The sequence below is a fragment of the Ekhidna sp. genome (assembly GCF_039960695.1).
In the GTDB taxonomy this organism is placed as follows: Bacteria; Bacteroidota; Bacteroidia; order Cytophagales; family Cyclobacteriaceae; genus Ekhidna.
This window is the reverse complement of record NZ_JBDVKP010000004.1, coordinates 346,613-369,251: the sequence shown is the minus strand read 5'-3', so window position 1 is coordinate 369,251 and position 22,639 is coordinate 346,613. Positions and strand designations below refer to the sequence as shown.

Genomic DNA, 22,639 nt, shown 5'->3' with positions numbered 1-22,639 from the left:
AAAAACGCAGGAGCTTTTGGAAATAGGATTTCCAAACTACCCATGTCTCAGCAAGAGGCATGGGTAATGCTTTGAACGAAGGGGTATCATTCAAAAAATACCTAACCAGCATATTTTATCGATGCGTACTGAGCAGCCAGCCAGTGTTCTTATCCTATTGGGTGGTGCTTTTGTAGGCATTCATCTAATGGCACAAGCGGGGATCTATTATCACTCCTTCCTTGGAGATGCTGAATCTTTAGCAGACTATTCTGTCACAAAAGCATGGATCAGTCCGGTGTCTGAATACATAGGACTGGTGCTCATTGCAGCTGGACTGTTTATTTTCAAACGGAAATAGTTCCATCAAAAGCACTAACCAACTACTTTTGCGGAGCTCAACTACCTAGTTCACAATGAGAATCGGACAATTTGCCAGAAAATACGACATACCAGTTCAGGAGATTATTACTTTCCTGGAAGAAGAAACCAATGAAAAGTTTCATCCGAATGCTAAACTCTATGACGCGTTGGAATCCATGGTATTTGATGCATTTGAATTGATCCCGGAGGTAGAACCTGTAATAGCGGAAGAAGCTGAGTTGGAAATAGCAGAAGAATCAGTATTGGAAATAGTTGAAGAACCTAAGTCTCAATTAATTGAAGAACCGGTAGAAATCAACGAAAAACCAGCAGAGCGTCCATTGCCTGCTACTCCAGAGGAAGAAATAGCTGCGGTCGAAGGCGAGTTAGAAAATCCGGAAGAGCGGTCTAATGAGAAATCTGATATTGAAGAAGATATTAAAGTTGCAAAGCAACGGGAAACCAAAGAAGAAGTAAAAGCCGAAAAGGTAGAACCGTCTCCGGATGAAGTGATTCAGACTGATAAGCTACTGGAACTGTTGGAATCAGAAGAAGCTCATGCTGATCTGGAAAAGATCAAACTCATTAAGGCCCCAAAGAAAGAATTATCCGGACTTAAAGTTTTGGGTAAAGTAGACTTGCCTGAACCCAAGAAAAAGGAAGAGAAGACGAAGGAAATCATCACAGAGAAAGACCTTAGAGAATACCGAAATCCTCCAAGAAAACGACAGCCATTAACAGATGAAGAAAGGGAGAACCGTCGATTGAAAGCCAAGAGTAAGAAGGACGCATACGAAGCACGTGAGACCAAACGACGCCTTCAGAAGGAAGAACAGCAAAGAAAGGCTCGCAAAGAAAACCACTATAAGCAAAAGCTTGAACAGGTAAAAGCTGTGCAGACCAGACAAAAAGTCAAGCAAGAATCAACAACGGCTCCAAAAATCAAAACCGAAGTACGTCCCCAGCCCAAAACATTATTAGGTAAATTTTGGCGGTGGATGAACACTTAGACAAGCCAATCAATCAGGTAAAAGCAAATAAATAAGAATTGTAGGGGTGTAAGTTTTTTACTAACTTAAATAACCAACTACCAATAAACTTATTGAGTCCGAGAGTCTTTACCATATCAGTTCTTTGTTGCCTTTCAACAACCCTTCATTCCCAAATCCTGGTAGATAGTTTATGGAATGCGCTAAAAGAGACAGAGGATCCTATTGTTAAAGTTGACTTGCTAAATACAATCGCGTATGAGATGCGGTCGGTGAATCCTGACAGTACCTTATTACTTGCCATTCAAAGCGAAGAGTTAGCTATTTCCATTGGTTACCGCATGGGAATTGCAGAGGCAAAAATGCGTCGTGCAATTGCACACACAAACATGGGAAACTACTACCGAGCGCTGCAACTCTACCTGGAATCACACGCTATTTATATTGAGTATGAATCCAAAGACCGCATTGCAGCTTGTCTAAACAACATTGGCCGGCTCTACAACTTCATCGGTGATCATGACCGTGCTTTGAACTACTATAAACAATCCGTCGTGCAGTTTGCTGAACTTAAAGACCCGCGTGAAGGCAACATTCTGAATAACATCGGATATATCTACAAGCTAGAAGGCGACTATCCCCTGGCGCTGGAATACCTGCGCCGCGCCTGGTCCAGCGCCAATGATGCCAATGACCCTTCAAGAACCATCTATCCTATTTACAACATTGGAAGTACGTATGTGCTTACGAATCAATTGGACTCTGCAGCTATCTATTTAGACAGTGCCATGCAGCTATCTCGTCAACTGCGCAATCAATACATTCTGAGCCTTACCAAAATCGACCTTGGGCAGATGTACCTCAAACTAGACGAACTCGATCAGGCTGAAGCTGCTTTCCGCGAAGCCTATGATGTAGCGGCAGCGGCCGGAATGCGCTCCGAATTACGAGACGCTTCCCGCCATCTTTCGAGCATATATGAAAAGCAAAATGAGTTGGAGCAAGCTCTGCAATTTCATAAAATCTATCAAGCCACCAACGACTCATTGTTCAACCGTGACCTGGCCCGTCGCATCGCGCTGCAAGAGGCCGAATACGAATACCAGCAGTTGCAAGTGCAGCTAGAGATCGAACAAGAAAAGGAAAAATTACTACAGGAGACAGAGCTGGCAAACGCCATTTGGATTCGAAACACGCTGATTGTGGGCTTTCTGGCCATGAGTCTCATCTCATACCTTTTTTATCGTAACTACACACGTAAGCGACGAGCTAATGAAAAACTACATGCACTCAATAAGAAGATTGAAAAACAAGCCGAAGAGCTGCAGGCCGCCAATCATGAAATCATTGTGATGAACAACAACCTGGAAAAGATTGTAAATAGACGCACCGAAGAGTTAAAGTTGCGAAACAGGCAGCTAAAAGAATACCTTTCCTCCAACTCTCACATCGTACGAGCTCCACTTGCTCGCATCCTTGGATTGGTAGACTTATACGATCCCAAAGACCCGGTGAATCTGCCATTCATAAACGAAAGCCTGCAAGAATCTGCCACCGAGCTGGACAATGCCCTGCGCAGCATCAATGACAAGCTAAGTGATAGTAACGGTGACTGAAGTGATAAAACAAAGACCACCATTCCTGTTTTGGTGGACGACAAATACCGGAATCTTAAGTTAAGTGGAGGGGCTAACTACCTTCCACATGAGCCCTGCTCCGCACTTGCCGACTTGGTATTCTTATTGAGTGTGAGCCAGTCCGTCTTCTTGTGGCACTCATGACACAGAGGTAGGATACGCCAGCTATTATCTCCCGCTTTTCGCTTCACATGTGCGCCAACCTTGGCTGGATTCGTGCAGCTTTTTGTCCGGCATGTACCTACATCTTCTTTGGCGATGCGTTCCCAATGTTTGAGCCACGAGCTGCAGCATTCACATGCTCGTGCAGAGTTTTTATGTATCACTTTTACTTCCATAGCAGGAGAAAGATACAGGATTGTGAGGAGTAATGGAATGGTCTTGTGATAGGCGTAGCTACAACCTACGCCTAGGGAGAGTGACTGACGCAATAAATCAAAGACCGTCATTCCGGTTTTAGAGGGACGACAAATACCGGAATCTCATACATACTACGCGAAGCAAAAGTTCAGATTGAACGCTTAATTGATTAGAATGAAAGGCGTTAGCTACCACCTACGCCTAGCGAGAGATATACGTTTCTACCCAATGTTCGCCACAGCGAGCTCCGCCAAAATCACGTGATGGCATGTGTGAAAAGGCTGGATTGATTTTGGTAAACACTTTTTGTTACTTTTTGGTGTCAAAAAGTAAGGCTAATCATACCCACATCCATCCCACACAACCCTCCATGAATCCCCGATTTGGCAAACACTTTTTGTACTCCATTTCAAAACACGCTCCATCCGATTTACATATCTTCACCCAATCAAATTCGCAAGCAAGCACTATGCATAAAGAAGCCATTGATAATGCAGCAGCCCTCATCAAATCCAAAAAGGACGGAGTGCTCTCTACCCTCTCTGTAAAGTTGGATGGGTTTCCCTTTGGTTCTGTGGTCCCCTATTGTCTCGACACTGCAGGATGGCCGGTTATACTTATCTCTACCATCGCTGAGCACACCAAAAACATCAAAGCAGACAATCGCTGCTCACTCACAATCGTGATGGATGGCGAAGACGTACAAGCAAATGGAAGGATATGTCTCATTGGTCACATGACGGAGGTTCTCTCTGAGGAAAAGGAAATAATGGAACGCTACTATGCACAGTTTCCAAAGTCCAGGTCATACGACGCTACGCACGATTTTTTATTTTACCGATTGGCTCCTGTGTCGATCCGCTACATTGGAGGATTTGGTCAAATCCATTGGTTCGAGCCCAATGATTTCAAATCTGAAGATTAGAGATTCCGCCTACAAATGGTCCTTTAAGAGCGCTTTTAAAACGACCATATCCTTCTCCTGATCTCTTATCAAACGCTTTTCACTGTTGCATTCAAAAGATGAATGTGAAATCACTAACAGGTTAATCTCGTTGGTCATTAGACCCTTTCTTTTCGCTCGCTATATATTTTTCGCTGTTCAGAAAAGGTCACGCCGCTGATGGTCCTCTTTTCCCTTTTGCCCGTCTCCACAGATTCAGCATGATGCCCTTCCATGAACTCAATAACCAGGTTGTGATTCTGGTAATAAGCATCCACGGGTAAAGCACTTCTGGTCCTACCGTCCCTGTGATAGTCACCCAGCAAAAACTTGAATTTGTGCTGCCTTGAAGCTTGCTCCTGCAGCAATTCATCGCACAGGTTGATGACATAGTATTCGTCACTGTTAATTACGGAGGCTCTTCTTTTTTGCGATTTAGTGACACCCGTATCATTAGGCGCGTTAGAAACGTAAGTACTCCCCTCCCTTACAAAATACCAATTCGTGTTTTTATTCTTTCGCTCCGGATGTACGAAAGGGATCTTGTCCAGGGCATTTTGTTCATCTAATGCTCGAAGCACCTTTCTTATCGGTAAACCTTTCTTATGATCCGAAGTAAATATCCCGGCCTCTATGAAGTAAGGCATCAGTTCCTTCACAGCGACAGTGTCTTCCGTCTTCTTTTCTTCAAAGTAGCTGGAAACAACATGATTGATTTGGGCTATTCTTTCTTCTTCTTCCATTAGAAGGCTAAGCTAGCAATTGTGAATGATTAAGTAAAAACCATCAATCTCATAAGATTAAGGGAAAGGGAAGCTGACAAGGGTGGCTTTTTTTGTTATTCTATTATATGTTTATTAGCCGAGTTTAGTTAAATATTGCTACGATGGATCAATTACCTGGAATGTTCCGCTTGTCCTTAATTCCGCTCCATCTTCATCAATAGTAACAACCTCATACGAGACAGGTCCCGTATATCCACCAAATGTTCCAGGAGTGAAAAACACGCTACTCACGCCGGATGCATTTGACTTAGTAAGAGCCCGAAACCGATTGGAACTTGCTGATGACAATGAATCAGCAACAATATACTCTACTTCTGTTCCTTTGCTGGCTATTCCTGATCCAGATTTTAGGTTTGCTGACAATTGTATCTCATCTGTAAAACCGATTGCAACTGAAAATTTACTCGCACTAGTGCTGATACTTGCTGGATGTGCACGGCGGAAAGTAAGATTACTAGAGGCCCACCAGTTGATTTCTGTAGCCTCAAACAACAATTCAAATTCACCTGGCGATGTAGTGCTTACCATCCGTGCAGTTAACACGTAGTGAAGCCCATCAATATCCTCGACTGTGACTCTACTTGCCGTGTATTTCATCTCTCCGTTTTCAACAAATGAACTCACCTTTGTAGTGAACATCGCTTTGATTTTGTCTCTGTCAGAAGCAAGAGGAAATAGAAGTTTGAGTGTAACAGTGTCTACTCCGTTCGCACGCACAGATGCAGAAGGTTCAAATCTGACTTTTGGTAAAAGATCTGTATTAAACTGATCCAATCGATCGAATGTATCATAACATGCTCCAAGTGGGAGGCATAAGAGTATTATTAATAATTTTTTCATGATGATTTTAATTAAAGCCTAAAGTAGAAATAACTCCTCCAAACAAGTCTTTCAGCTGTAGATCAACGGTGGCTGATACATAGAGTGTCGACTTGAGTTCTCTTTGATCATCCGAAACCAACTGGTTTGGATTCAACTCATTAAAAAACAGCTGCCCTACGGAGAACTTCACTCCATCAAATACCTGATATCCCATCCCTAGCATGAGATTGCTTTTTCCAAAAAGGTCGGATCGTGACCCTTCTTCTGCCAGTGAATTCAATGTAACTCCTAATAGGATGGATAACCTTTGAGTAGAAAAAGCAGAGTAGGTACGAACAGGGATATTCGGATCGATTGGTCGCAAGTGGTAATAGACCCCAAACATGAGGCTTACTTTGGCAAATTGGCCATCACCTGCTTTAAAAAAAGCAGAAGCTACCCCAAACTGTGGCGATAAACGTTCCTTGGCCCGAGATTCTAACTTAGCAGGGACAGTGGTAAAAAAGTATTCCTCAATATCAGTTTTACCAGCAACATCCCAGGTAATTCGTAAACTGTAGCTGCTTCCCGGTAGCAAATTTGGAATCTCCACAAAGATAAATTCCGAATCAGCCTTTTCTTGATACACTTTGCCCGATTGATTGGAGTAGCTATAAATACTTGAATCAATGTTGTTAGAATAATCTGAACCTAAAAAATTATTTTCAGGTAAGAGTACACGCTGAGTAGTTCTAGTCAGAACTAAAGACTGAATCGTTGCAGGTTTTTTACTTGAATTCTTTCTGTATTTGGCATCTTCATTCTTCAATGAGCTAGTGTCCACAATTTTAGTTTGAAGGGTATCATTTGAGGAGGTGACAGAGTCTCTCAATAAGGTTACTATCGTGTCGGTTTGTTGCGTGACAACTCCCAACTTTTTACCTGGACTCCCGGTAGATTTTCGCTTGACTTTTATAAAAAAGGATCGATCGAATGGGACAGTTGATTTTGCGAATTTCAAATTAGCATCAGTTTCCACAATCTTCAATTCCAAAAACTCGGTCTTTTTACCCCGATTAGATATCCCACGGGATGATACTTGCGTCCATGCTTCAATTGGCAATATCAGTAACACCAAAAAAAGAACGAGTAGAGGATATGTGCAATGGTTTTTCCATTTCATAATAGATAAATGATTAGTTGATCATATAAAGGTGATACAGTTGTCACCCATTTACAATACCTACAGGGGGGTATTTAGCATCTAATCACCCAACAAATTCGGTGACTCAATTGCAGCAGCATTAGCTACATAGCCAAAAGGAAGAAGTAAAAAGTTGGTTTTGAATTAAAAAATCTACCAATACTGGACGAATCACCCAGCCACCAGCTCCTGGTTGATCTTTTCTATCTCCTCTTCTACCCGATCCAGAAAGTCGGGCAAGCGCTTCCAGAAATCATCGGCTCGATAGTCTGGCATCCGGTTGGCAAGGTCACGTAAGTCTAGATTGGCCAGGTTGGATTTCATTTTGTGCAGATGGTCATATGTTCGCTCACGATCTTCTTCCAACATCATCTCACGCGAACCAACAATACCATCGCTGATTGACTTAACAGCCATATCTACAATCAGGCGTACCTTCTCTTCATCACCTCCCAGTAGCTCATGCAAGAAGGCAAATGGAATATTTCTGCTGAGAGGAATGGTATCAGTAGGCTTCTTTTTAGCCAGGAGCTTGCGAAGTGACTTTTTCCCAAGCCTGCTTACTTTCTCAAATAGATCCTCCGGATCAAATGGTTTGGAAACGATTTCATTCATGCCACTGCGTTCCATTTTGGAACGTGATTCAAGTAGTGTACTTGCTGTCAGCGCAATGATGGGGAGCTTCTTGAAGTACTCATCATTCATGGCCCGAATCTGGCGAGTGGCTTCATAGCCATCCATTACCGGCATGCGCACATCAATGATCATCAGGTCGTAACCTTTACCTGACACCATTTCGAGTGCTTCTTCACCATTGTTAGCAAGATCTACAGATATGCCCCAACGCGTAAGGAAGCCTTTAGCGATTTCTTGGTTTGCCCGATTGTCCTCTACAAGCAATACATGAAGGTCAAGTTTTGACTTGACAGCTCTTGATTTTTTCTTTCTACTTGATTTAGTTGACGACTCACCTAATGGTAACGAGAAATAGAACGTTGTTCCGCTACCTACTTCTGATACAACTTCCAACTTACCTCCCATCATATCAACTAATCGTTTAGAAATAGAGAGGCCCAATCCAGTACCACCTGCTTTGGATGTATAAGCATTGTTTACCTGCTTGAAAGACTCAAAGATGATCTTAAGCTTGTCTGGTGGAATCCCGATTCCTGTATCCCTTACACTAAACTGGACGATTCCCTCGTCTCCTGTTTGAATGCTCAGCTCCACTTCTCCTTTTTCGGTAAACTTGAGGGCATTACTAATCAGGTTATTGAGGACTTGTGTGAGTCGGATTCCATCAAAAATATAATGATCTGCAAGTCCAATAGCGTACTGACTTTTCAACTGTACGTTTTCAGATTGTGGAACGGCCTTCCATGTTTCCACTATACTCTCTGCCAGCTCTATCAGGTTTACGTCCTCGGCAATGATCTCAAAGTTGCCTGATTCCATTTTTTGGAAATCGAGGATGTCATTGATAAGTGTCAGTAAGTTATTACTACCAAATTTTAGCATATTAAGACGCTTACTCCCTTCCAGCTCAGGGTGCTCGATTTCCAGCAAGTTGGTAGTACCAATTATCGCATTGAGAGGTGTCCTGATTTCATGGCTCATCGTAGACAAGAATTGCTCCTTGACCTTGCTAGCATCTTCCGCTACTTCTTTAGCCAATCTCAATTCCGCTTCCTGACGTTTCACTTCTGTTAAATCATTGGTAAAAATGATAATACCACCAACTTTATCTTTGCTCGTGTACCAGGGGTGTATCTCGCCTTGCATCCATCTTTCTTCGCCATTGGCCCGCACAAACTTTTCAATGCCGGGCTTTACAATCTCACCCTCCAATGCACGTTGATGCATTTTTTTCCATTCTGCGGTTATTTCCGGAAATATCTTGTAATGAGATTTACCAATGATATCGCCAACAATATTTTGATCTTTATACCATCGCTTACTTGCAGATATGTAGTTCATGTGTTTATCCAGCATAGCAATGGCGGCTGGAGCACTTGAGATAAATGTCTTAAGCAAATTTTGCTCTTCTTGAATTTTACTACTATTTGCTCGTTGCTCCATGAGGCCTCCAACCCATCGGGCTACGAGCGAAATAAAATCTATTTCATATTCAGAGAATGGCTCTTGGCGTGGTTTTGCACTTGTAAAATTGACCGTACCCATAATTTTTCCATCCACCCTGTAGGCAGCACCTATGTACGATTCAAGATTAAAGTTTTCAAAACATGGATGTCCAAGGTGATCAGATTCGCTCATCTTACTAATACCAAGCACTCTACCCTGCTGCGCTAATGTGAGATCACAATAGGTATCTCCAAGCTTAAATTTTTGATTCAACGTGAGGCCACAGTCTTGTGGGTAATAAGCGGAAACACGATACTCATCCATCCAAATGGTACTCACGATCCCAGTTTCAAGTCCCAAATACTCCAGGCATAATTTCAACCCGTGCTCCATTCGCTGCTGGATGTTTAAATCTGGGGAAGTATTGAGGTCGTTAAGGAGCTTTAGTCCTATTTTATATTTTTCTTCTTTGCTGGTGGATGTTTTCAGCTCTGTAATGTCTTTGGCAATGCAATAAATATTTATAACTCTTCCGTTTTCATCAAAGGCAAAGTCAGAACTTTGACCAATCCATTTCGTCTCCCCGGTCGCTGTACCTATAGGAAACTCATAATAACTGGCTGCAATCTTGTCGCGCATCACCTTGGTATAAAATTCAACTACTTTCGCCCGATGACTTGGCACCACATTATCAAACCAGTTTTTAGTATTTATTTCTTCTAGCGTATATCCAATGAATTTTTCAAATGCTGGATTGATATAAATGTATTCGCCAGCTTCATTAAGCTCATAAATAATATCATGAGTGCCGTTAACCACCTGCTCATATCGTTCTTTAGATTGCAACACTTCCTTAAAGTGCCTTCGCTGACGGAGTATCCTGGCCTGCATCAGTTGTATAGTGAAGATCAGTACGAGGGACGCAGCCAATATTACTGAACCTCCAATCATCCAATATTGAGTGGTAATTGCTTCAACAAGTCGACGGTTAGTAACTTTAGAAAGTCCTTGATACCCTTCAATAAGCAGATTCATTGCCGGGAGAAAATGGTCTTCGTGCTTCAATATATTGGACCTGAAAATACTTGCATTCGCTGCTTCTTGAATACCATAACTACTGCGTATGAGTGCTGAGATTGAAGGTGTTACCTGATTGTACAGACTATCTACCTCTGCTACATCAATATCATAGGTTGATAATTGCACGGAAGCAGCTTCAATTTCCAAATGATTCTGATGGAATCTCGCCAATGAGGAATCTAATAATTGAATAGTCAGATTATGACGTACAGAATCTGATTCAAGCAGCAATGCATTTTTGGTTAAATACTGGCTCAGCGTACGCTGTTTTTGACAGGTATTAAGAATTTCGTCAATTTGTGTATTGACTCCAGCTATGCGTTGAACTTGGCGATGCGCGAAAAATGTTGTTATAAGTACAGCGGTAACCCCTGCTATGAATGCAAGGACGATTCTAATCGTCAGTTTTCGAACATTTAGTTCGGAAAAATTCTGTGTGCTTTTTTCCATTAAGTAGAGCTAACCATGAGTAGCTTCTTCCATGGTGACTACTGCAAATTACGACATCAAAACGATTCAAACACATTGCTTTCGATGTATCAAATTACACCTACGATGTAGCAGCCTCCGTCACAGACCAGCCATTCTTAATGACTTTCAAGATAATCACAATATGATTATTGTATGCAAATTCAGACATATACTTCATTCTGGTCAAGTTTATATCTAACTTCGCGGCTCAATTTGTTTGATTATGATCTCTACTGAAAATATATCTCTCCAATACGGCAAACGAGTACTTTTTGATGAAGTGAATATCAATTTCACTTCTGGCAATTGCTACGGAATCATCGGCGCAAATGGAGCTGGGAAATCCACATTTCTTAAAATCCTATCTGGTGAAATCGCAGCAAACGCTGGTCACGTCAAAATCGAGCCTGGTAAGCGAATGGCTGTGCTCAAGCAGAATCATCATGAATATGACGAGGTGCAGGTTCTTGATACGGTAATGATGGGACACAAAGAACTTTGGGACATCATGAAGGAGAAGGATGCAATATATGCCAAACCCGATTTTTCAGAAGCTGATGGAAATAGAGCTTCAGATCTAGAAGCAAAATTTGCAGATATGGATGGGTGGAATGCTGAGTCTGATGCAGCTGCCCTGCTCAGTGGATTGGGAATAGTTGAAGCAGACCACTACAAAACAGTAAAAGAACTTAATGGAACTGAAAAGGTACGCGTCTTGCTTGCGCAGGCTTTGTTTGGTAATCCTGACATCCTGATCCTGGATGAGCCTACCAATGACCTTGACATCCAAACAATCTCATGGTTGGAAGATTATCTACTGGAATTTAACAATACGCTAATTGTTGTTTCTCACGATAGGCACTTTTTAGATACCGTATGTACTCATATCGCGGATATCGACTTTGGTCAAATAAAGCTATTTACCGGTAACTATTCATTTTGGTATGAGTCCAGTCAGCTTGCACTTAGTCAAAGATCTAGCGCTAATAAAAAGGCTGAAGAAAAGAAAAAAGAACTTCAGGAATTCATTGCCCGGTTCAGCGCCAATGCATCTAAATCAAAGCAAGCAACCAGTCGTAAAAAGCTTTTAGACAAGATCAATGTTGAAGACATTCAACCATCCAATCGCAAGTATCCTGCGATCATTTTCACTCAAAATAGGATTGCTGGTGATCAAATTTTAGAAACGAAAGGTTTGAGTAAAGAATTGAATGGAGAGTACCTGTTCAAGGATGTGGACCTTTTTGTAAACAAGGGGGATAAGATTGCTGTTGTCAGTGATGATAGCTTGGCTGTCACTACCTTCTTTCAAATTTTAATGGAAGAACAACAGGCATCCTCCGGTAATTTCAAGTTTGGTCAGACGATCACACATGCCCATCTACCGAATGACAATTCTGAGTATTTCAATTCTGATGACAATTTGATTGATTGGCTGAGGCAATACGCTGACGGAGAAGAGGATAAGGACGAAGTGTACATTCGAGGATTTCTAGGCAAAATGCTTTTTTCCGGGCAGGAAACACTCAAGAAATGTAGTGTTCTTTCTGGAGGTGAAAAGGTACGTTGTATGCTTTCAAGAATGATGCTTCAAGGAGCCAATTTATTGATCCTTGATGAGCCAACAAATCATCTTGATTTGGAGTCAATCACTGCATTGAACAATTCACTCAAAGAGTTTCCAGGTACGATATTATTCACTTCGCATGACCACACGTTTACTCAAACAGTGGCCAATCGTATTTTGGAGATCCGACCAGATGGATATACTGATACGCTAAGTACGTATGATGAATTTTTAGAAAAGAAGAAGCTAATTTCGGCAGGTGTCTAAGCTCTGAATCCGATGACCATGATGTCATCATTTTGACGATTTGCACCGGTCCAGGTTGTTAGGTACTGCTCTGCCAATTGTTTTTGACTGGTAAGATCTAATTCTTTGTTCTGAAGCAAGTAGTCGCCAAGCTGATTCATTGACAGTTTCTTGAAGTCAGGGCCACCTATGAGGTTAAATACACCTGAACTGCACAGGTAGAAACTAGAGTTCTCTGCGTCTTGTAGTGAGTTTGAACTATAACTATGTCTCGTTTCTGTATTTTCACCTACTTGATTCTTCTCGCCTTCTACAATCTTCACTTCATTATTAATCACCTGAAGTAAATCCATGTTTGCCCCAGCAAATTCCATTTTCTTGGAGGATGTATTAAGCTTTACAATGCCCACATTGGCATTGGTATTTAAGAGAATGTTGTTCTTATCCTTGAAGCGAGCTTGCACTTCACGATGTAAAAACTGGAGTATTGAACCAGGAAAATCAATGGAATAACCTTCCACCATTTTCTTGAGCGCATTCATATAGATTCGAATCATCATGGAAGCCAGGTGACCTTCGCCAACACATGTGAAAAGCGCCAGATATACGTCATCGTCATGCTTGTGTAGCCAAAATCCGTCTCCGCCTACTCTGCCTTTGGGTTTATTGATAACAAAAGCTTCAGCAAAATGCTCCATGAGCCTATTTTCTTGAGGGAGAACTGAGAAATAGTTGCGCCTTGTACTGTCTTCAATTTTGTCAAAATTGATGATCCAGTTGGTCTCATTTAATTTTTTCTCCTTTCGCTGGTCGCTCATCTCATCTATCAGTCTAAACCTAACACTACAAAAGCTTCATGGTCATTCCATTTTATTGGGATTACATACATGGAAACGTTTTCAGGAATGTTTAGTTCGTCAGGCATTCCTTCAAATACAGTAGGAACGGATATCATAAAATTGGCACCAAGATTTGCTCGAACGTTACCAGCAACAACATTCGAAATCTCACCGGCCATGTCTAAAATATCCTCTTCCGAAGGATCTTCAATTCCGATAAACATGTTAATTAAATCAGCAAACATTTCACGGTTTGCAGATATATAAACAAATCCCTTTCTACTTCCTGAAATTCCTATCATCCCAGTAAAGTCCTTCAAAACCAAACCCTCAGATTCCTTTAGGTAAGGTACTTTCATATCTGAGTCTATCTCTGTGAGGTGCTTGAAGTAATTGCTCACCGAATTAATGAACAGATTACATGTTGCTTCGAATTCTTCTTTCCTACTCTCCATCCCTTTTCAAAAGTTTGTCAAACGACTTTGCTAAGTCATCAGCATTCACAGGCTTGTACATAAATCCCCTAGCACCTTTATCCAGCGCAATTAATCCGGTCAGTTTATCAGCCAATGCTGTGATTATCATCACTTTAGTTTCAGGATTTATCCTCATTATTTCTTGAAGACATGCTATACCATCCATTTCAGGCATAGTTATATCTAATGTGACTACATCTGGCTTTTTATCCATGACCATCTGAACAGCCTCTACACCGTTAGATGCTTGCCCAACTATTTCAAGATCATAGTTTGCCAGGTTTTTCTCGATGGTTCTTCTCATCACTGATGAGTCATCGACAATCAAAAGCTTCTTCATTCTTCATCTCCTTTATCTACGTTCAACACAGGCAGCTTAATGATCATCTCAAATGATTTGCCAGGAACAGATGTAATATCATAGGCTCCTTTATATTCATCTAGAATGCGCTTCACCAAGTGCATGCCTTGTCCTCTCCCAGCATGAGTGTCTGACTTATCGGCGGTGGAGAAGTTTTCACGGAATATAAGTCCCATAACTTCAAACTCCTCCATGGTTTTTAAATCTGTATCTGTAATCAATCCATGATCCAACGCTTGTCTCTTTATTCGTTCTAAATCAAGCCCACGACCATCATCTTTGAATCGGATAAACATTTCATCGTCACTTTTTGAAAGCTCAATAAGTATCTCGCCCATAATGACTTTTCCTTCACTCATACGAACGCTAGGATCCTCTATTCCATGAACCACAGAATTACGAATAAGCTGAATCATTATATCCTTAAATGGATTGATATATGCTTCAGGCAGCACGACATTGTCAATATTATCAAAAGTAAAATTGATTGTCTTTCCAACTTCTTTGGCGATGAGTTCCGCGCCTCTCTCGAGTGAATCGATGACCATAATATTTGATACCGAATCACCTTCTGCAGGGAACTTTTTATAGATGTTGATGATCTTATATAGCATATCGGCTATTTCAGCAATCATGCGATCTGCCTCGTCTACTTCATAAAGAATAGCTAAGAAATCTTTTCCTCTCACTTCTTTGGATTGAAGTGCTGTGATGGAATCCTCAATCTCATGGAATTTATTGGCCATCAGTTCCATGCCAATAACAACAGCATTTCCTTTCAGGTTGTGAATAATGTCAAATGTGAAGCTAAGCAGGTCTGCATATTCATCGTTGTCATTCTTTTCATAACGCTCCGAGATGCTTTTGAGCATTTTACGTGAGTTGTGGAGGAATCCACGTAGTATTGATGGATCAATCTTAAGTATGCTCAATACCCGTTCTGTCTCTTGTTGCTTCTTCTTCTCAGCTTCATTTAAATGCTGCTGAAGTAGGATTGATTCAGTTTCATCAGAAACAGAGACCATAATATTTTGAATCTTATCTTTTCTAAAGATGCGCGTGAAATCTACTCGGATATATTTTGTGGCGACAATGCCATTTTGCTCCGTATGTATTTTTACCTGATCGATCGGATTAAGTTGATTGACAACTTCCTCATCCATGTCTTCATTGAAGAGATGTCTCATAAACATCTCAAGCGCTTCCAATTCTCGTGGAAGGATCAATGGGCGCATAAAGTTGGCAAAGTTCTCTCCTGCTATTCGCTCATTGCTAAAAATCTCTTTCATTGCTTTGGAATGAAACTTTGAGATTTTGAATTCTTTGTCCAAAAGAAAAATTCCCTGCTGAATATTTTCAAATACGACTAAAGAAACACCGTAGATATTTTTGTAGAGGAATTTGGCTTTATCACGTTGCTTCCTTAACTCAAACTGAGATTTTCTGATTTCCAATACCATCCTATTAAAGGTATTGGCATATTGACCCAATTCGTCCCTAGTAGGTATGACAACTTTCTTAGTCATATCACCGGCTGATATTCTACGTGTATACGCTTCTAGAATCTTTACATTCTTAAGAAGATTTGTGACAATAGTGGTCATCAACCAAAATGCGATGATGCCGATCGTAACATCCAGAATTAAGAACGTCCAGAAATTCTTTACAGACGTTTGTGCAATATCCTGAGTCCGTTTTTGAATGTTGTCAGACATATAGTCTTCTACGTCTTTCAGTCGGTTGATCTTGGTTGTGCTAGACTCATACCAATGATCTGGATTTTCATTGAGTGTGTCATTTGCGAAAAGCACTTCACGCATGCGATCAACCTCTTCTATCTCTTCTCCTGCCACTATTTGTTCATAGTAGGTAATGGATTGATCATTGGAAATAATATTAAAGGCATCCAGGTATGAATTTTGACGAGCAACTAGAGTTGTGAATCGATTATATAAATCAAAGTCTATATGATTATGCGAGAAGGCCTGCGTTCCTATTGCTCGCTCAATACTTGCGAACTCTTTAGATTTCAGAAAATAAATGATCGCATGAATCTGTTGTGCGATCTCTTTGTCGCGGGTTTCATCAATTAACTTTATGACGGTATTAAGCGCGTTGTTATTGATTTCTGAAAATCGATCGATTGACTCTTCTGAAGAAATTCGGTGTTGATCAATACTTTTTCTTAAGGTTGATATCTTATCGAAAAAGGCATTTAATTGATCAAGATCGGTTCGATGAAGACTCATTAATTCATCAAGCTCTCCATTAGTCAACTCGCTATAATACTGCTGAAGCGTACTGTCTGTCCTCTCTCTCTGTTTGTTCAGCTTTACACCAAAGCTCTCTCCCTCATTCGCTAAAAATCCTGAGGAAATGCTTCGTTCTTTCTGTATTTCATGTACTACGTGATTGATTTCTATACCGACACGTATTGCCTTATTTAATCTCACACTATCTGAATAATCCAGGTAGTGATATCTGACTTGAAGGTAATCAAATGCCAAAATGATAATGATCAGCGGAATAATAATAACCGCAAATTTTTGGCGTATCGGTAAGTTGGTTAATCTTTTTATCATGAAATATGCATGCGGTTAGGCAAGTACTTTTTCTACCACTTTAAGTAAATCTTCTTCGGTAAATGGTTTTACAATATACTCAGATGCACCTAATGATAGCCCTTTATTTACAACTGTTTGCTGGCCTACGGCACTTACCATAATTACTTTTGAGGGTACTTCCTCATCCTTCAACACCTTCAATATTTCAAATCCCATCATATCGGGAAGAATATTGTCTAGTGTAATTAAATCTGGTTGCAACTGGACAGCCAGATCGATGGCACTTTCACCATTCTGCGCTTCTCCTACAACTTCAAAACCTGCACCTTCCATTGCGGTCTTAATTAATGACCTCATGTAGATGGAGTCATCAACAATTAATACTGTCTTGCTCATTTTACTTTTTATTACTGTTTTATCACTTATTTAACGATTTGACGATGGTAGGGTGATAATGAGTAACTATACCAGTTTCTTAATTTTGTCCACAAATTTATTGTGAAATACCCATATAAAATCGGGACATATATCTAGTTCTTTTCCATGAAAAACTGCTTTAAAATGAATAATTGATTCAAATTCGCTGGATTCTTTGACGATGAATTCATTTAGTTCTGTTGCTTTTAACACTTTCAAAGATGGCACATTTCCGTATATCTCAACATCTAAAAAGTTGGAAAACTCGGTGATTACAGCTGCCGAAACCATGTTGTCTATCTCGGTTAGAAAACCAAGTTTCATGATCATACTTTCCTTGGAGTCATCTTTTGCAATTTTCTCCGGTAGACAGGCCTCATATAGCTTAGCTACTTCTCTTTCAGAAAAAATAAGATGACTAGTTCCCTTAAGCTCTCCCATTAATTCGGTTTTAATGAGGTGGACATCCTGGTTTGGACCGCCAAATCGATTTAGATCTAATTCTGCATTTACATAATCGATCTGTTCGATATTGATTGGGCTTTGGAGAATCTGCTCCATAGAGGACTTTGCCATGGATAGGCCATCGAAAATGAGCTTGGTTGCTACTTTCATTTCGCTATCATTCAAATCTGCCATCATAGAATATTAGGTTTCGTGGTTTTGTGGTCAAAATAGTCTATTATTTTCAATCTAATTAATGTTTTAGGTGAACGATTAGCTTTCTTCATCGAGTTGCCTTAAAATGGCGATTAACTCTGAGTTGTCAAATGGCTTTACCAGATAATGTTTCGCTCCGTTATTCATTGCATCTACTATTGCAGATTGCTGGCCTACTGCGCTAATCATGATAACTGAAGAGTCAAACTCACCTGTATTTAATGTTTTTAGTACGTCCAAACCTGTCATATCTGGCAAGATATTATCCAATGTAATCACGTCCGGCTTTAACTCCATGGCAAGGTCAATAGCCATTTCACCATTTTTTGCTTCGCCGACTACCTCAAATCCTTCCTCTCCCAGCAATGTCCTGAGACTTGATCGAATGTACGTTGAATCATCTACTATAAGTACTCGCATAGTTTCTCTTTAATTTGTTGTGGAGATCTTTCTATAAATGCGTGTTTTCACGTCGTAAATGCCGAATTTGTCTTTTCCATAATCCGGCATTATATCATAATAACCTATTATTAAATAGCCATCATCCTTTAAGCAATTATGCAAAAGGTCCAATACTCTGTGCTTTAGTGTCTCATCAAAATAAATCATCACATTTCTGCAGAAGATAATATCAAATTTATCTTCCATTGTATCCATTACCAGGTTGTGTTTCTTGAAAGTTACATTTGATTTGTACTTTGATTTTATCGTTGCGTGTTTATCCTGAAAGTCGAAGTAGTCTTCCATGTCCCTCTCAGGCAAAAACTTAAGGAATGGTACCAAATATTGTTTTAAAGTAACTAACGAATAATCCCCTTTCTTGGCCTTTGCCAATGCTTTGTTACTTAAATCTGATGCAACCAATTTTGTCCTGTTGAGTAGATTCAAAGTTTCAAGGACAATATTCATCGTATAAACCTCTTCGCCAGTAGAGCATCCAGCGTGCCATATTTTCAGTGATTTGTTGGGAATTTCTGGCAATACGGTATCCCTGAGTTTAATCCAAACATCAGGATTTCGGAAGAGTTCTGTCAGGTTTACTAAAAGATCATCGATTGCATTTAAGAAAAATTCATTATCTCTCAGCACTGAGGACCAAAGCTCAATGATTGATTCCATGTTGTGCTTCATCATCAAACGAATGATACCTCTCTTTAAAGAGGTGCGTTCATAATTCGTGAAATCCAGCCCATAACGATTGTTTATGGCTTGCATAAGGGCGGTGAGTTCCTCATCGCTTATACTATCTGTTGTTAGCGTTGCTATGACTCTACTTTTTTAGTTGATGATTGAAATAAGACATCCATGATAGAAGCTACGTCAAGAACAGGACAAACATGGCCTGATCCTAAAATAGTTGTACCACTTAGCAGCTTACTATTATCGAGAGGCTTTGGTAATTTCTTTTCTATAATCTCTTTTTGTCTTTGAAGTTTATCTACAACCAATCCAAGTAAACGACCGGAATGCGTGGTAACAATTACATTTAGCTCTTGATCTTTATTAGCTGCCTGCAATACTCCCTGCCCAATACTTGCCTGATCTACGTTAGTCAAGCTATTGATGGCAAGCAACCCTTTCAAGAAAACAATGGGAATCGATTGGTCCTGGTAATCTACCATCAGGCTATCCGCTACCTGATGAATGTCTTCTTTTTTTAGATACGTTACAGAGTCAATATATGTGAGTGGAATCGCATATTCCTGTTCACCTACTTCGAATAAGAGTGCTCCTTTTAAGGCAAGTGAGGAAGGTAAGACTAGATGAACTGAGGTGCCCATCCCTAGTTCAGTATCGACAAACACTTGACCTCCGATAGATTCTACTGCTTTCTTCACAACATCCATACCCACTCCTCTTCCAGATATTTCAGTCACCTTATCCGCACTTGAAAAACCTGGTTCAAATATGTATCTGATGATCTCTTTTTCAGAAAGTTTATCTGCTACTTCCTGCGTGACCATATTTTGCTTTACGATCTTTTCTTTAATCTTCTCCGTATTAATTCCTTTACCATCATCAGATATGGTAATAGCTACGCTATCCTTTTCAAGAGCTGCTGAAAGTGTGACTGTTGCGGTTTCTGGTTTACCAGAATCCTTTCTTTCTTCGGCTGATTCTATTCCATGTCCTACTGCATTTCGTACAAGATGGACCATCGAATCACTGATGATTTTCAGAATGTTTCTGTCTATTTCAACTTCTGTCCCCTTGAGAACCAATTCTACTTCCTTTTTTTCGGTAGAAGCTGCATCTCTTAACACTCTATGGAATTTATTGAACAAGAATCCCATTTGGACCATCCTCACGTTCATTATTCCATAGTGCAGGTTGGATGAAATACGTTTAATTCTCTCAAATTCTAAAGTGCTTTGTCCCTCAGAACCAAAAAGTGATATCAGTCTGTCTCGTTCTATAACCAACTCTCCTACCATATTGAGCAGGTCATCCATTTTCCGGACCGGTATTTGTACGACATCTGCGAACTTTATCCCTGTACTTTGTTCCTGTTTTTCTTCTGTAGTTTCTGATTCTTCAGATTCTTCAAATTCTTGGTCTTCTTTAGGTTTACTACCTGCTGCAAACTCTTCTTTGGCATTTTTAAGGTAAACTGCCAGTTTGGTTTTGATGCCTAGATAGCTCACTCGCTCATTGCTGGTTATTGCATTGATAAGCCCTCCAAGTTTATCGTTGGCGCGGAAAAGGCTATCTACCAACTCATTATCTGCAGCAATTTCACCATTCTTAATTGCTCCAAACACATCTTCCATTACATGTGACAAATCAGCGATTTTATCGTATCCCATGCCCATGGCATTTCCTTTTAGGGTATGGACAATACGGAAAATATTGGCAATCGCTTTCTTGCTGGAAATGTCTTTTTCAAGCACAACAAATAAACGATTTAGCTCTTCAAAATTTTCAAGAGCTTCAGTTAGAAATAATTGGCGATATTCTTCTTCTTTGGATTTCATTTAGATTCCATTTACCAAATAATTACCAATCTCTTTTATATCAAGTTCAATAGTTACTGCTCCAGCTTCGGAAGCCGCTTTCGGCATCCCATAAATTACACTACTTTCCTTGTTCTGTGCAATTGTTTTTCCTCCTGCCTTATGAATTGATTTCATCCCGTTTACGCCATCTTTCCCCATTCCGGTAAGAAGCACTCCTACCATTTTATCTTTATACACTTTAGATGCACTGAGTAGCATAGCATTGATCGATGGGTTATTGTATTCCTTGAAGACCTCTTCTGTAAAGTCAACTACTACCTTACCCTTTTCTTCCGTTAAAATAAGATTGGCATGCCCTGGACAAAACATTACAATCCCAGGGGTCGGCTTCATTCCCTTTGTCGCAGAAACAACTTCTAAATTAGTAAGTGAACCCAGGCGTTGGACGAATTGAGGGATAAACATTGCAGGCATATGCTGACAAACAATAATCGGAATATCAAAGTCTTTTGGTAAAGAGCAAATGACACGTTCGATTGCTGTGGGCCCTCCTGTGGATGCTCCTATGGCTATTAATTTATATTTCGAACGGGTGCGTCTTTTTCTTGTAACAACCTCCGTTTTAGATTTTGCGACAGATATTTGCCTGGGTTTGGCTCTAGATGTGCTTTTTATCTTCTGAATGAGCTCTTTTTGAAGCTCTCTCATTTTCGATTTATTTCTATCAGGCTTATTGATGTAATCTACGGCTCCATTCTTAAGTGCCTCAAAGACAGGCTGTAAGTCTGTATTACCAACTGAGCTTAATATTAAAATAGGTGTAGGCTGCTGCTTCATGATCTCTCGAACAGCATACAGTCCATCATATTCTGCCATGTTTAAATCCAGCAATACGATATCTGGCTTTAACGCTTTTACTTGATTCACAGCTTCAAGGCCATTCATTGCTGTTCCAGTGACTTCTATCTGCGAATCTTCAGAAAGTAAATCGGTTATAAGCAGCCGCATAAATGCAGAATCATCAACAACTAATATTTTTAAGCTTGAACTCATTTCTTGCTGTCAATAAGGTTATCAGGAACGACAATGGCCTTGTCATTCTTTAAGAGTTCGATGATATCCAGGTAATAGATTAATTGTTCTTCATCACGAATCAATCCTTTTATATAAGAAACGTCTAGCGATGCATTTTCTATGATGTGCAATTCACTCGAAATATGGTCTCCATTTATTTTACGAGTGGTTGGAAGAAGGTTGAGCGAGATCGCTGCTGAGATACTCTCATGCTCCAAAACCAGTAAGTAATTATGAGTAACCTCTTCTTCTAACTTGAATTTCTTAGACAAATCGAAAACTACATATGTAGCGCCTCTCACATTGGCAATACCTTGAATGTGGCTTGGCGTATTTGGGGTTTTAGAAAGATTGGATGCTGGGACGACTTCTTTTACACAATCTATATCAACAGCATAGCGTTCGCCGCCGATTTCAATGATTACAAGTTGGACAATTGCACCTTTCAACTTGGCTACCTCTTCCTTATATCTATTTCTGAGTGTGGTTTTGAGATCATGCAGCTCTCTGGCAATATAAATTGGAAGTCCAGTGTCTTGAACAGCAGGTTTTTCCTTAGGAATATTTTGAACTGTTTTTTTCTTCTTTGTGGTGACTTTTTTTAAAGGCTTCGGTTGAACTTTCTGCTTAGAAGCTTTTGTAGGCTTCTTTGCTTTCGGTTTTTCAATCAATTCTTTATCTGCTTTAACAACATTTTTCTTTTTGGAAGTTGTCTTCTTAGGAGCAGCCTGTTTTTCTGCAATCAGTTTTCTTTTCTTTAGGTTTTTTCCCAACGCCATACTTC

The 22,639-nt window shown here is 40.2% G+C and carries 21 protein-coding genes; 5 read left to right on the top strand and 16 right to left on the bottom strand.

Annotation, left to right across the window (positions count from 1 at the left end):
- Positions 1 to 121 precede the first annotated feature (121 nt).
- From ABJG98_RS02350 to ABJG98_RS02340, 3 genes are all read left to right on the top strand, one after another.
- Positions 122 to 340 (top strand): hypothetical protein, encoded by a 219-nt coding sequence (locus ABJG98_RS02350; RefSeq protein WP_348277852.1) that lies wholly within the window; start codon positions 122 to 124, stop codon positions 338 to 340.
- A gap of 55 nt (positions 341 to 395) precedes the next feature.
- Positions 396 to 1,352 carry a hypothetical protein gene (locus ABJG98_RS02345; RefSeq protein ID WP_348277851.1) on the top strand — a complete coding sequence of 319 codons (957 nt, stop codon included), beginning with the start codon at positions 396 to 398 and terminating at the stop codon, positions 1,350 to 1,352.
- Between the two features lie 242 nt (positions 1,353 to 1,594).
- Complete coding sequence (locus tag ABJG98_RS02340; RefSeq protein ID WP_348277850.1) at positions 1,595 to 2,947, top strand: tetratricopeptide repeat protein; 1,353 nt, start codon at positions 1,595 to 1,597, stop codon at positions 2,945 to 2,947.
- A 77-nt stretch (positions 2,948 to 3,024) separates the two neighbouring features.
- Here the strand turns inward: ABJG98_RS02340 and ABJG98_RS02335 are convergent, their stop codons facing one another.
- Positions 3,025 to 3,417 (bottom strand): hypothetical protein, encoded by a 393-nt coding sequence (locus tag ABJG98_RS02335; protein WP_348277849.1) that lies wholly within the window; start codon positions 3,415 to 3,417, stop codon positions 3,025 to 3,027.
- A 281-nt stretch (positions 3,418 to 3,698) separates the two neighbouring features.
- On the opposite strand from ABJG98_RS02335, the gene ABJG98_RS02330 reads away from it, so the two are divergent.
- Complete coding sequence (locus tag ABJG98_RS02330) at positions 3,699 to 4,253, top strand: pyridoxamine 5'-phosphate oxidase family protein (RefSeq protein WP_348277848.1); 555 nt, start codon at positions 3,699 to 3,701, stop codon at positions 4,251 to 4,253.
- Positions 4,254 to 4,390: 137 nt separating this feature from the next.
- Here ABJG98_RS02330 and ABJG98_RS02325 read toward each other — a convergent pair whose 3' ends face one another.
- From ABJG98_RS02325 to ABJG98_RS02310, 4 genes are all read right to left on the bottom strand, one after another.
- The gene (locus tag ABJG98_RS02325; RefSeq protein WP_348277847.1) at positions 4,391 to 5,014 is read right to left on the bottom strand and encodes a hypothetical protein; all 624 of its coding nucleotides are present in this window, start codon (positions 5,012 to 5,014) and stop codon (positions 4,391 to 4,393) included.
- A gap of 138 nt (positions 5,015 to 5,152) precedes the next feature.
- Complete coding sequence (locus ABJG98_RS02320; RefSeq protein WP_348277846.1) at positions 5,153 to 5,896, bottom strand: hypothetical protein; 744 nt, start codon at positions 5,894 to 5,896, stop codon at positions 5,153 to 5,155.
- 7 nt (positions 5,897 to 5,903) lie between these two features.
- Complete coding sequence (locus ABJG98_RS02315) at positions 5,904 to 7,040, bottom strand: hypothetical protein (protein ID WP_348277845.1); 1,137 nt, start codon at positions 7,038 to 7,040, stop codon at positions 5,904 to 5,906.
- A 192-nt stretch (positions 7,041 to 7,232) separates the two neighbouring features.
- Positions 7,233 to 10,673, bottom strand: coding sequence for an ATP-binding protein (locus ABJG98_RS02310; protein WP_348277844.1), 3,441 nt, complete (start codon positions 10,671 to 10,673; stop codon positions 7,233 to 7,235).
- Positions 10,674 to 10,917: 244 nt separating this feature from the next.
- On the opposite strand from ABJG98_RS02310, the gene ABJG98_RS02305 reads away from it, so the two are divergent.
- A complete protein-coding gene (locus ABJG98_RS02305; RefSeq protein ID WP_348277843.1) occupies positions 10,918 to 12,528 on the top strand; it encodes an ATP-binding cassette domain-containing protein in 1,611 nt (536 codons plus the stop codon).
- Here ABJG98_RS02305 and ABJG98_RS02300 read toward each other — a convergent pair.
- From ABJG98_RS02300 to ABJG98_RS02250, 11 genes are all read right to left on the bottom strand, one after another.
- Complete coding sequence (locus tag ABJG98_RS02300) at positions 12,525 to 13,325, bottom strand: hypothetical protein (protein WP_348277842.1); 801 nt, start codon at positions 13,323 to 13,325, stop codon at positions 12,525 to 12,527. The two genes, ABJG98_RS02305 and ABJG98_RS02300, sit on opposite strands and share 4 nt — an antisense overlap.
- Before the next feature lie 8 nt (positions 13,326 to 13,333).
- A complete protein-coding gene (locus ABJG98_RS02295) occupies positions 13,334 to 13,801 on the bottom strand; it encodes a chemotaxis protein CheX (RefSeq protein ID WP_348277841.1) in 468 nt (155 codons plus the stop codon).
- The gene (locus tag ABJG98_RS02290) at positions 13,791 to 14,162 is read right to left on the bottom strand and encodes a response regulator (RefSeq protein ID WP_348277840.1); all 372 of its coding nucleotides are present in this window, start codon (positions 14,160 to 14,162) and stop codon (positions 13,791 to 13,793) included. The genes ABJG98_RS02295 and ABJG98_RS02290 overlap by 11 nt, the downstream gene beginning before the upstream one ends.
- Positions 14,159 to 16,765 (bottom strand): nitrate- and nitrite sensing domain-containing protein, encoded by a 2,607-nt coding sequence (locus ABJG98_RS02285; protein ID WP_348277839.1) that lies wholly within the window; start codon positions 16,763 to 16,765, stop codon positions 14,159 to 14,161. The genes ABJG98_RS02290 and ABJG98_RS02285 overlap by 4 nt, the downstream gene beginning before the upstream one ends.
- 15 nt (positions 16,766 to 16,780) lie before the next feature.
- Positions 16,781 to 17,143: a response regulator gene (locus tag ABJG98_RS02280; RefSeq protein WP_348277838.1), complete on the bottom strand. Its 363-nt coding sequence runs from the start codon at positions 17,141 to 17,143 to the stop codon at positions 16,781 to 16,783.
- A gap of 66 nt (positions 17,144 to 17,209) precedes the next feature.
- Positions 17,210 to 17,806 carry a hypothetical protein gene (locus tag ABJG98_RS02275; RefSeq protein WP_348277837.1) on the bottom strand — a complete coding sequence of 199 codons (597 nt, stop codon included), beginning with the start codon at positions 17,804 to 17,806 and terminating at the stop codon, positions 17,210 to 17,212.
- Positions 17,807 to 17,881: 75 nt separating this feature from the next.
- Complete coding sequence (locus ABJG98_RS02270; protein ID WP_348277836.1) at positions 17,882 to 18,244, bottom strand: response regulator; 363 nt, start codon at positions 18,242 to 18,244, stop codon at positions 17,882 to 17,884.
- Between the two features lie 9 nt (positions 18,245 to 18,253).
- Positions 18,254 to 19,066 carry a protein-glutamate O-methyltransferase CheR gene (locus ABJG98_RS02265; RefSeq protein WP_348278094.1) on the bottom strand — a complete coding sequence of 271 codons (813 nt, stop codon included), beginning with the start codon at positions 19,064 to 19,066 and terminating at the stop codon, positions 18,254 to 18,256.
- Positions 19,067 to 19,086: 20 nt separating this feature from the next.
- Complete coding sequence (locus ABJG98_RS02260; protein ID WP_348277835.1) at positions 19,087 to 20,799, bottom strand: chemotaxis protein CheA; 1,713 nt, start codon at positions 20,797 to 20,799, stop codon at positions 19,087 to 19,089.
- Positions 20,800 to 21,834: a chemotaxis-specific protein-glutamate methyltransferase CheB gene (cheB, locus tag ABJG98_RS02255; RefSeq protein WP_348277834.1), complete on the bottom strand. Its 1,035-nt coding sequence runs from the start codon at positions 21,832 to 21,834 to the stop codon at positions 20,800 to 20,802. It lies immediately after the preceding gene.
- Positions 21,831 to 22,634: a chemotaxis protein CheW gene (locus ABJG98_RS02250; protein ID WP_348277833.1), complete on the bottom strand. Its 804-nt coding sequence runs from the start codon at positions 22,632 to 22,634 to the stop codon at positions 21,831 to 21,833. Before ABJG98_RS02250 ends, cheB begins: the two co-directional genes overlap by 4 nt.
- Between the last annotated feature and the right edge of the window lie 5 nt (positions 22,635 to 22,639).

What these genes read in the sequence shown, in the direction of transcription:
- ABJG98_RS02350 (WP_348277852.1), top strand. Translation starts at nt 122, where the DNA reads ATGCGTACTGAGCAGCCAGCCAGTGTTCTTATCCTATTGGGTGGTGCT.
- ABJG98_RS02345 (WP_348277851.1), top strand. Translation starts at nt 396, where the DNA reads ATGAGAATCGGACAATTTGCCAGAAAATACGACATACCAGTTCAGGAG.
- ABJG98_RS02340 (WP_348277850.1), top strand. Translation starts at nt 1,595, where the DNA reads ATGCGGTCGGTGAATCCTGACAGTACCTTATTACTTGCCATTCAAAGC.
- ABJG98_RS02335 (WP_348277849.1), bottom strand. Translation starts at nt 3,417, where the DNA reads ATGACGGTCTTTGATTTATTGCGTCAGTCACTCTCCCTAGGCGTAGGT.
- ABJG98_RS02330 (WP_348277848.1), top strand. Translation starts at nt 3,699, where the DNA reads ATGAATCCCCGATTTGGCAAACACTTTTTGTACTCCATTTCAAAACAC.
- ABJG98_RS02325 (WP_348277847.1), bottom strand. Translation starts at nt 5,014, where the DNA reads ATGGAAGAAGAAGAAAGAATAGCCCAAATCAATCATGTTGTTTCCAGC.
- ABJG98_RS02320 (WP_348277846.1), bottom strand. Translation starts at nt 5,896, where the DNA reads ATGAAAAAATTATTAATAATACTCTTATGCCTCCCACTTGGAGCATGT.
- ABJG98_RS02315 (WP_348277845.1), bottom strand. Translation starts at nt 7,040, where the DNA reads ATGAAATGGAAAAACCATTGCACATATCCTCTACTCGTTCTTTTTTTG.
- ABJG98_RS02310 (WP_348277844.1), bottom strand. Translation starts at nt 10,673, where the DNA reads ATGGAAAAAAGCACACAGAATTTTTCCGAACTAAATGTTCGAAAACTG.
- ABJG98_RS02305 (WP_348277843.1), top strand. Translation starts at nt 10,918, where the DNA reads ATGATCTCTACTGAAAATATATCTCTCCAATACGGCAAACGAGTACTT.
- ABJG98_RS02300 (WP_348277842.1), bottom strand. Translation starts at nt 13,325, where the DNA reads ATGAGCGACCAGCGAAAGGAGAAAAAATTAAATGAGACCAACTGGATC.
- ABJG98_RS02295 (WP_348277841.1), bottom strand. Translation starts at nt 13,801, where the DNA reads ATGGAGAGTAGGAAAGAAGAATTCGAAGCAACATGTAATCTGTTCATT.
- ABJG98_RS02290 (WP_348277840.1), bottom strand. Translation starts at nt 14,162, where the DNA reads ATGAAGAAGCTTTTGATTGTCGATGACTCATCAGTGATGAGAAGAACC.
- ABJG98_RS02285 (WP_348277839.1), bottom strand. Translation starts at nt 16,765, where the DNA reads ATGATAAAAAGATTAACCAACTTACCGATACGCCAAAAATTTGCGGTT.
- ABJG98_RS02280 (WP_348277838.1), bottom strand. Translation starts at nt 17,143, where the DNA reads ATGAGCAAGACAGTATTAATTGTTGATGACTCCATCTACATGAGGTCA.
- ABJG98_RS02275 (WP_348277837.1), bottom strand. Translation starts at nt 17,806, where the DNA reads ATGATGGCAGATTTGAATGATAGCGAAATGAAAGTAGCAACCAAGCTC.
- ABJG98_RS02270 (WP_348277836.1), bottom strand. Translation starts at nt 18,244, where the DNA reads ATGCGAGTACTTATAGTAGATGATTCAACGTACATTCGATCAAGTCTC.
- ABJG98_RS02260 (WP_348277835.1), bottom strand. Translation starts at nt 20,799, where the DNA reads ATGAAATCCAAAGAAGAAGAATATCGCCAATTATTTCTAACTGAAGCT.
- cheB (WP_348277834.1), bottom strand. Translation starts at nt 21,834, where the DNA reads ATGAGTTCAAGCTTAAAAATATTAGTTGTTGATGATTCTGCATTTATG.
- ABJG98_RS02250 (WP_348277833.1), bottom strand. Translation starts at nt 22,634, where the DNA reads ATGGCGTTGGGAAAAAACCTAAAGAAAAGAAAACTGATTGCAGAAAAA.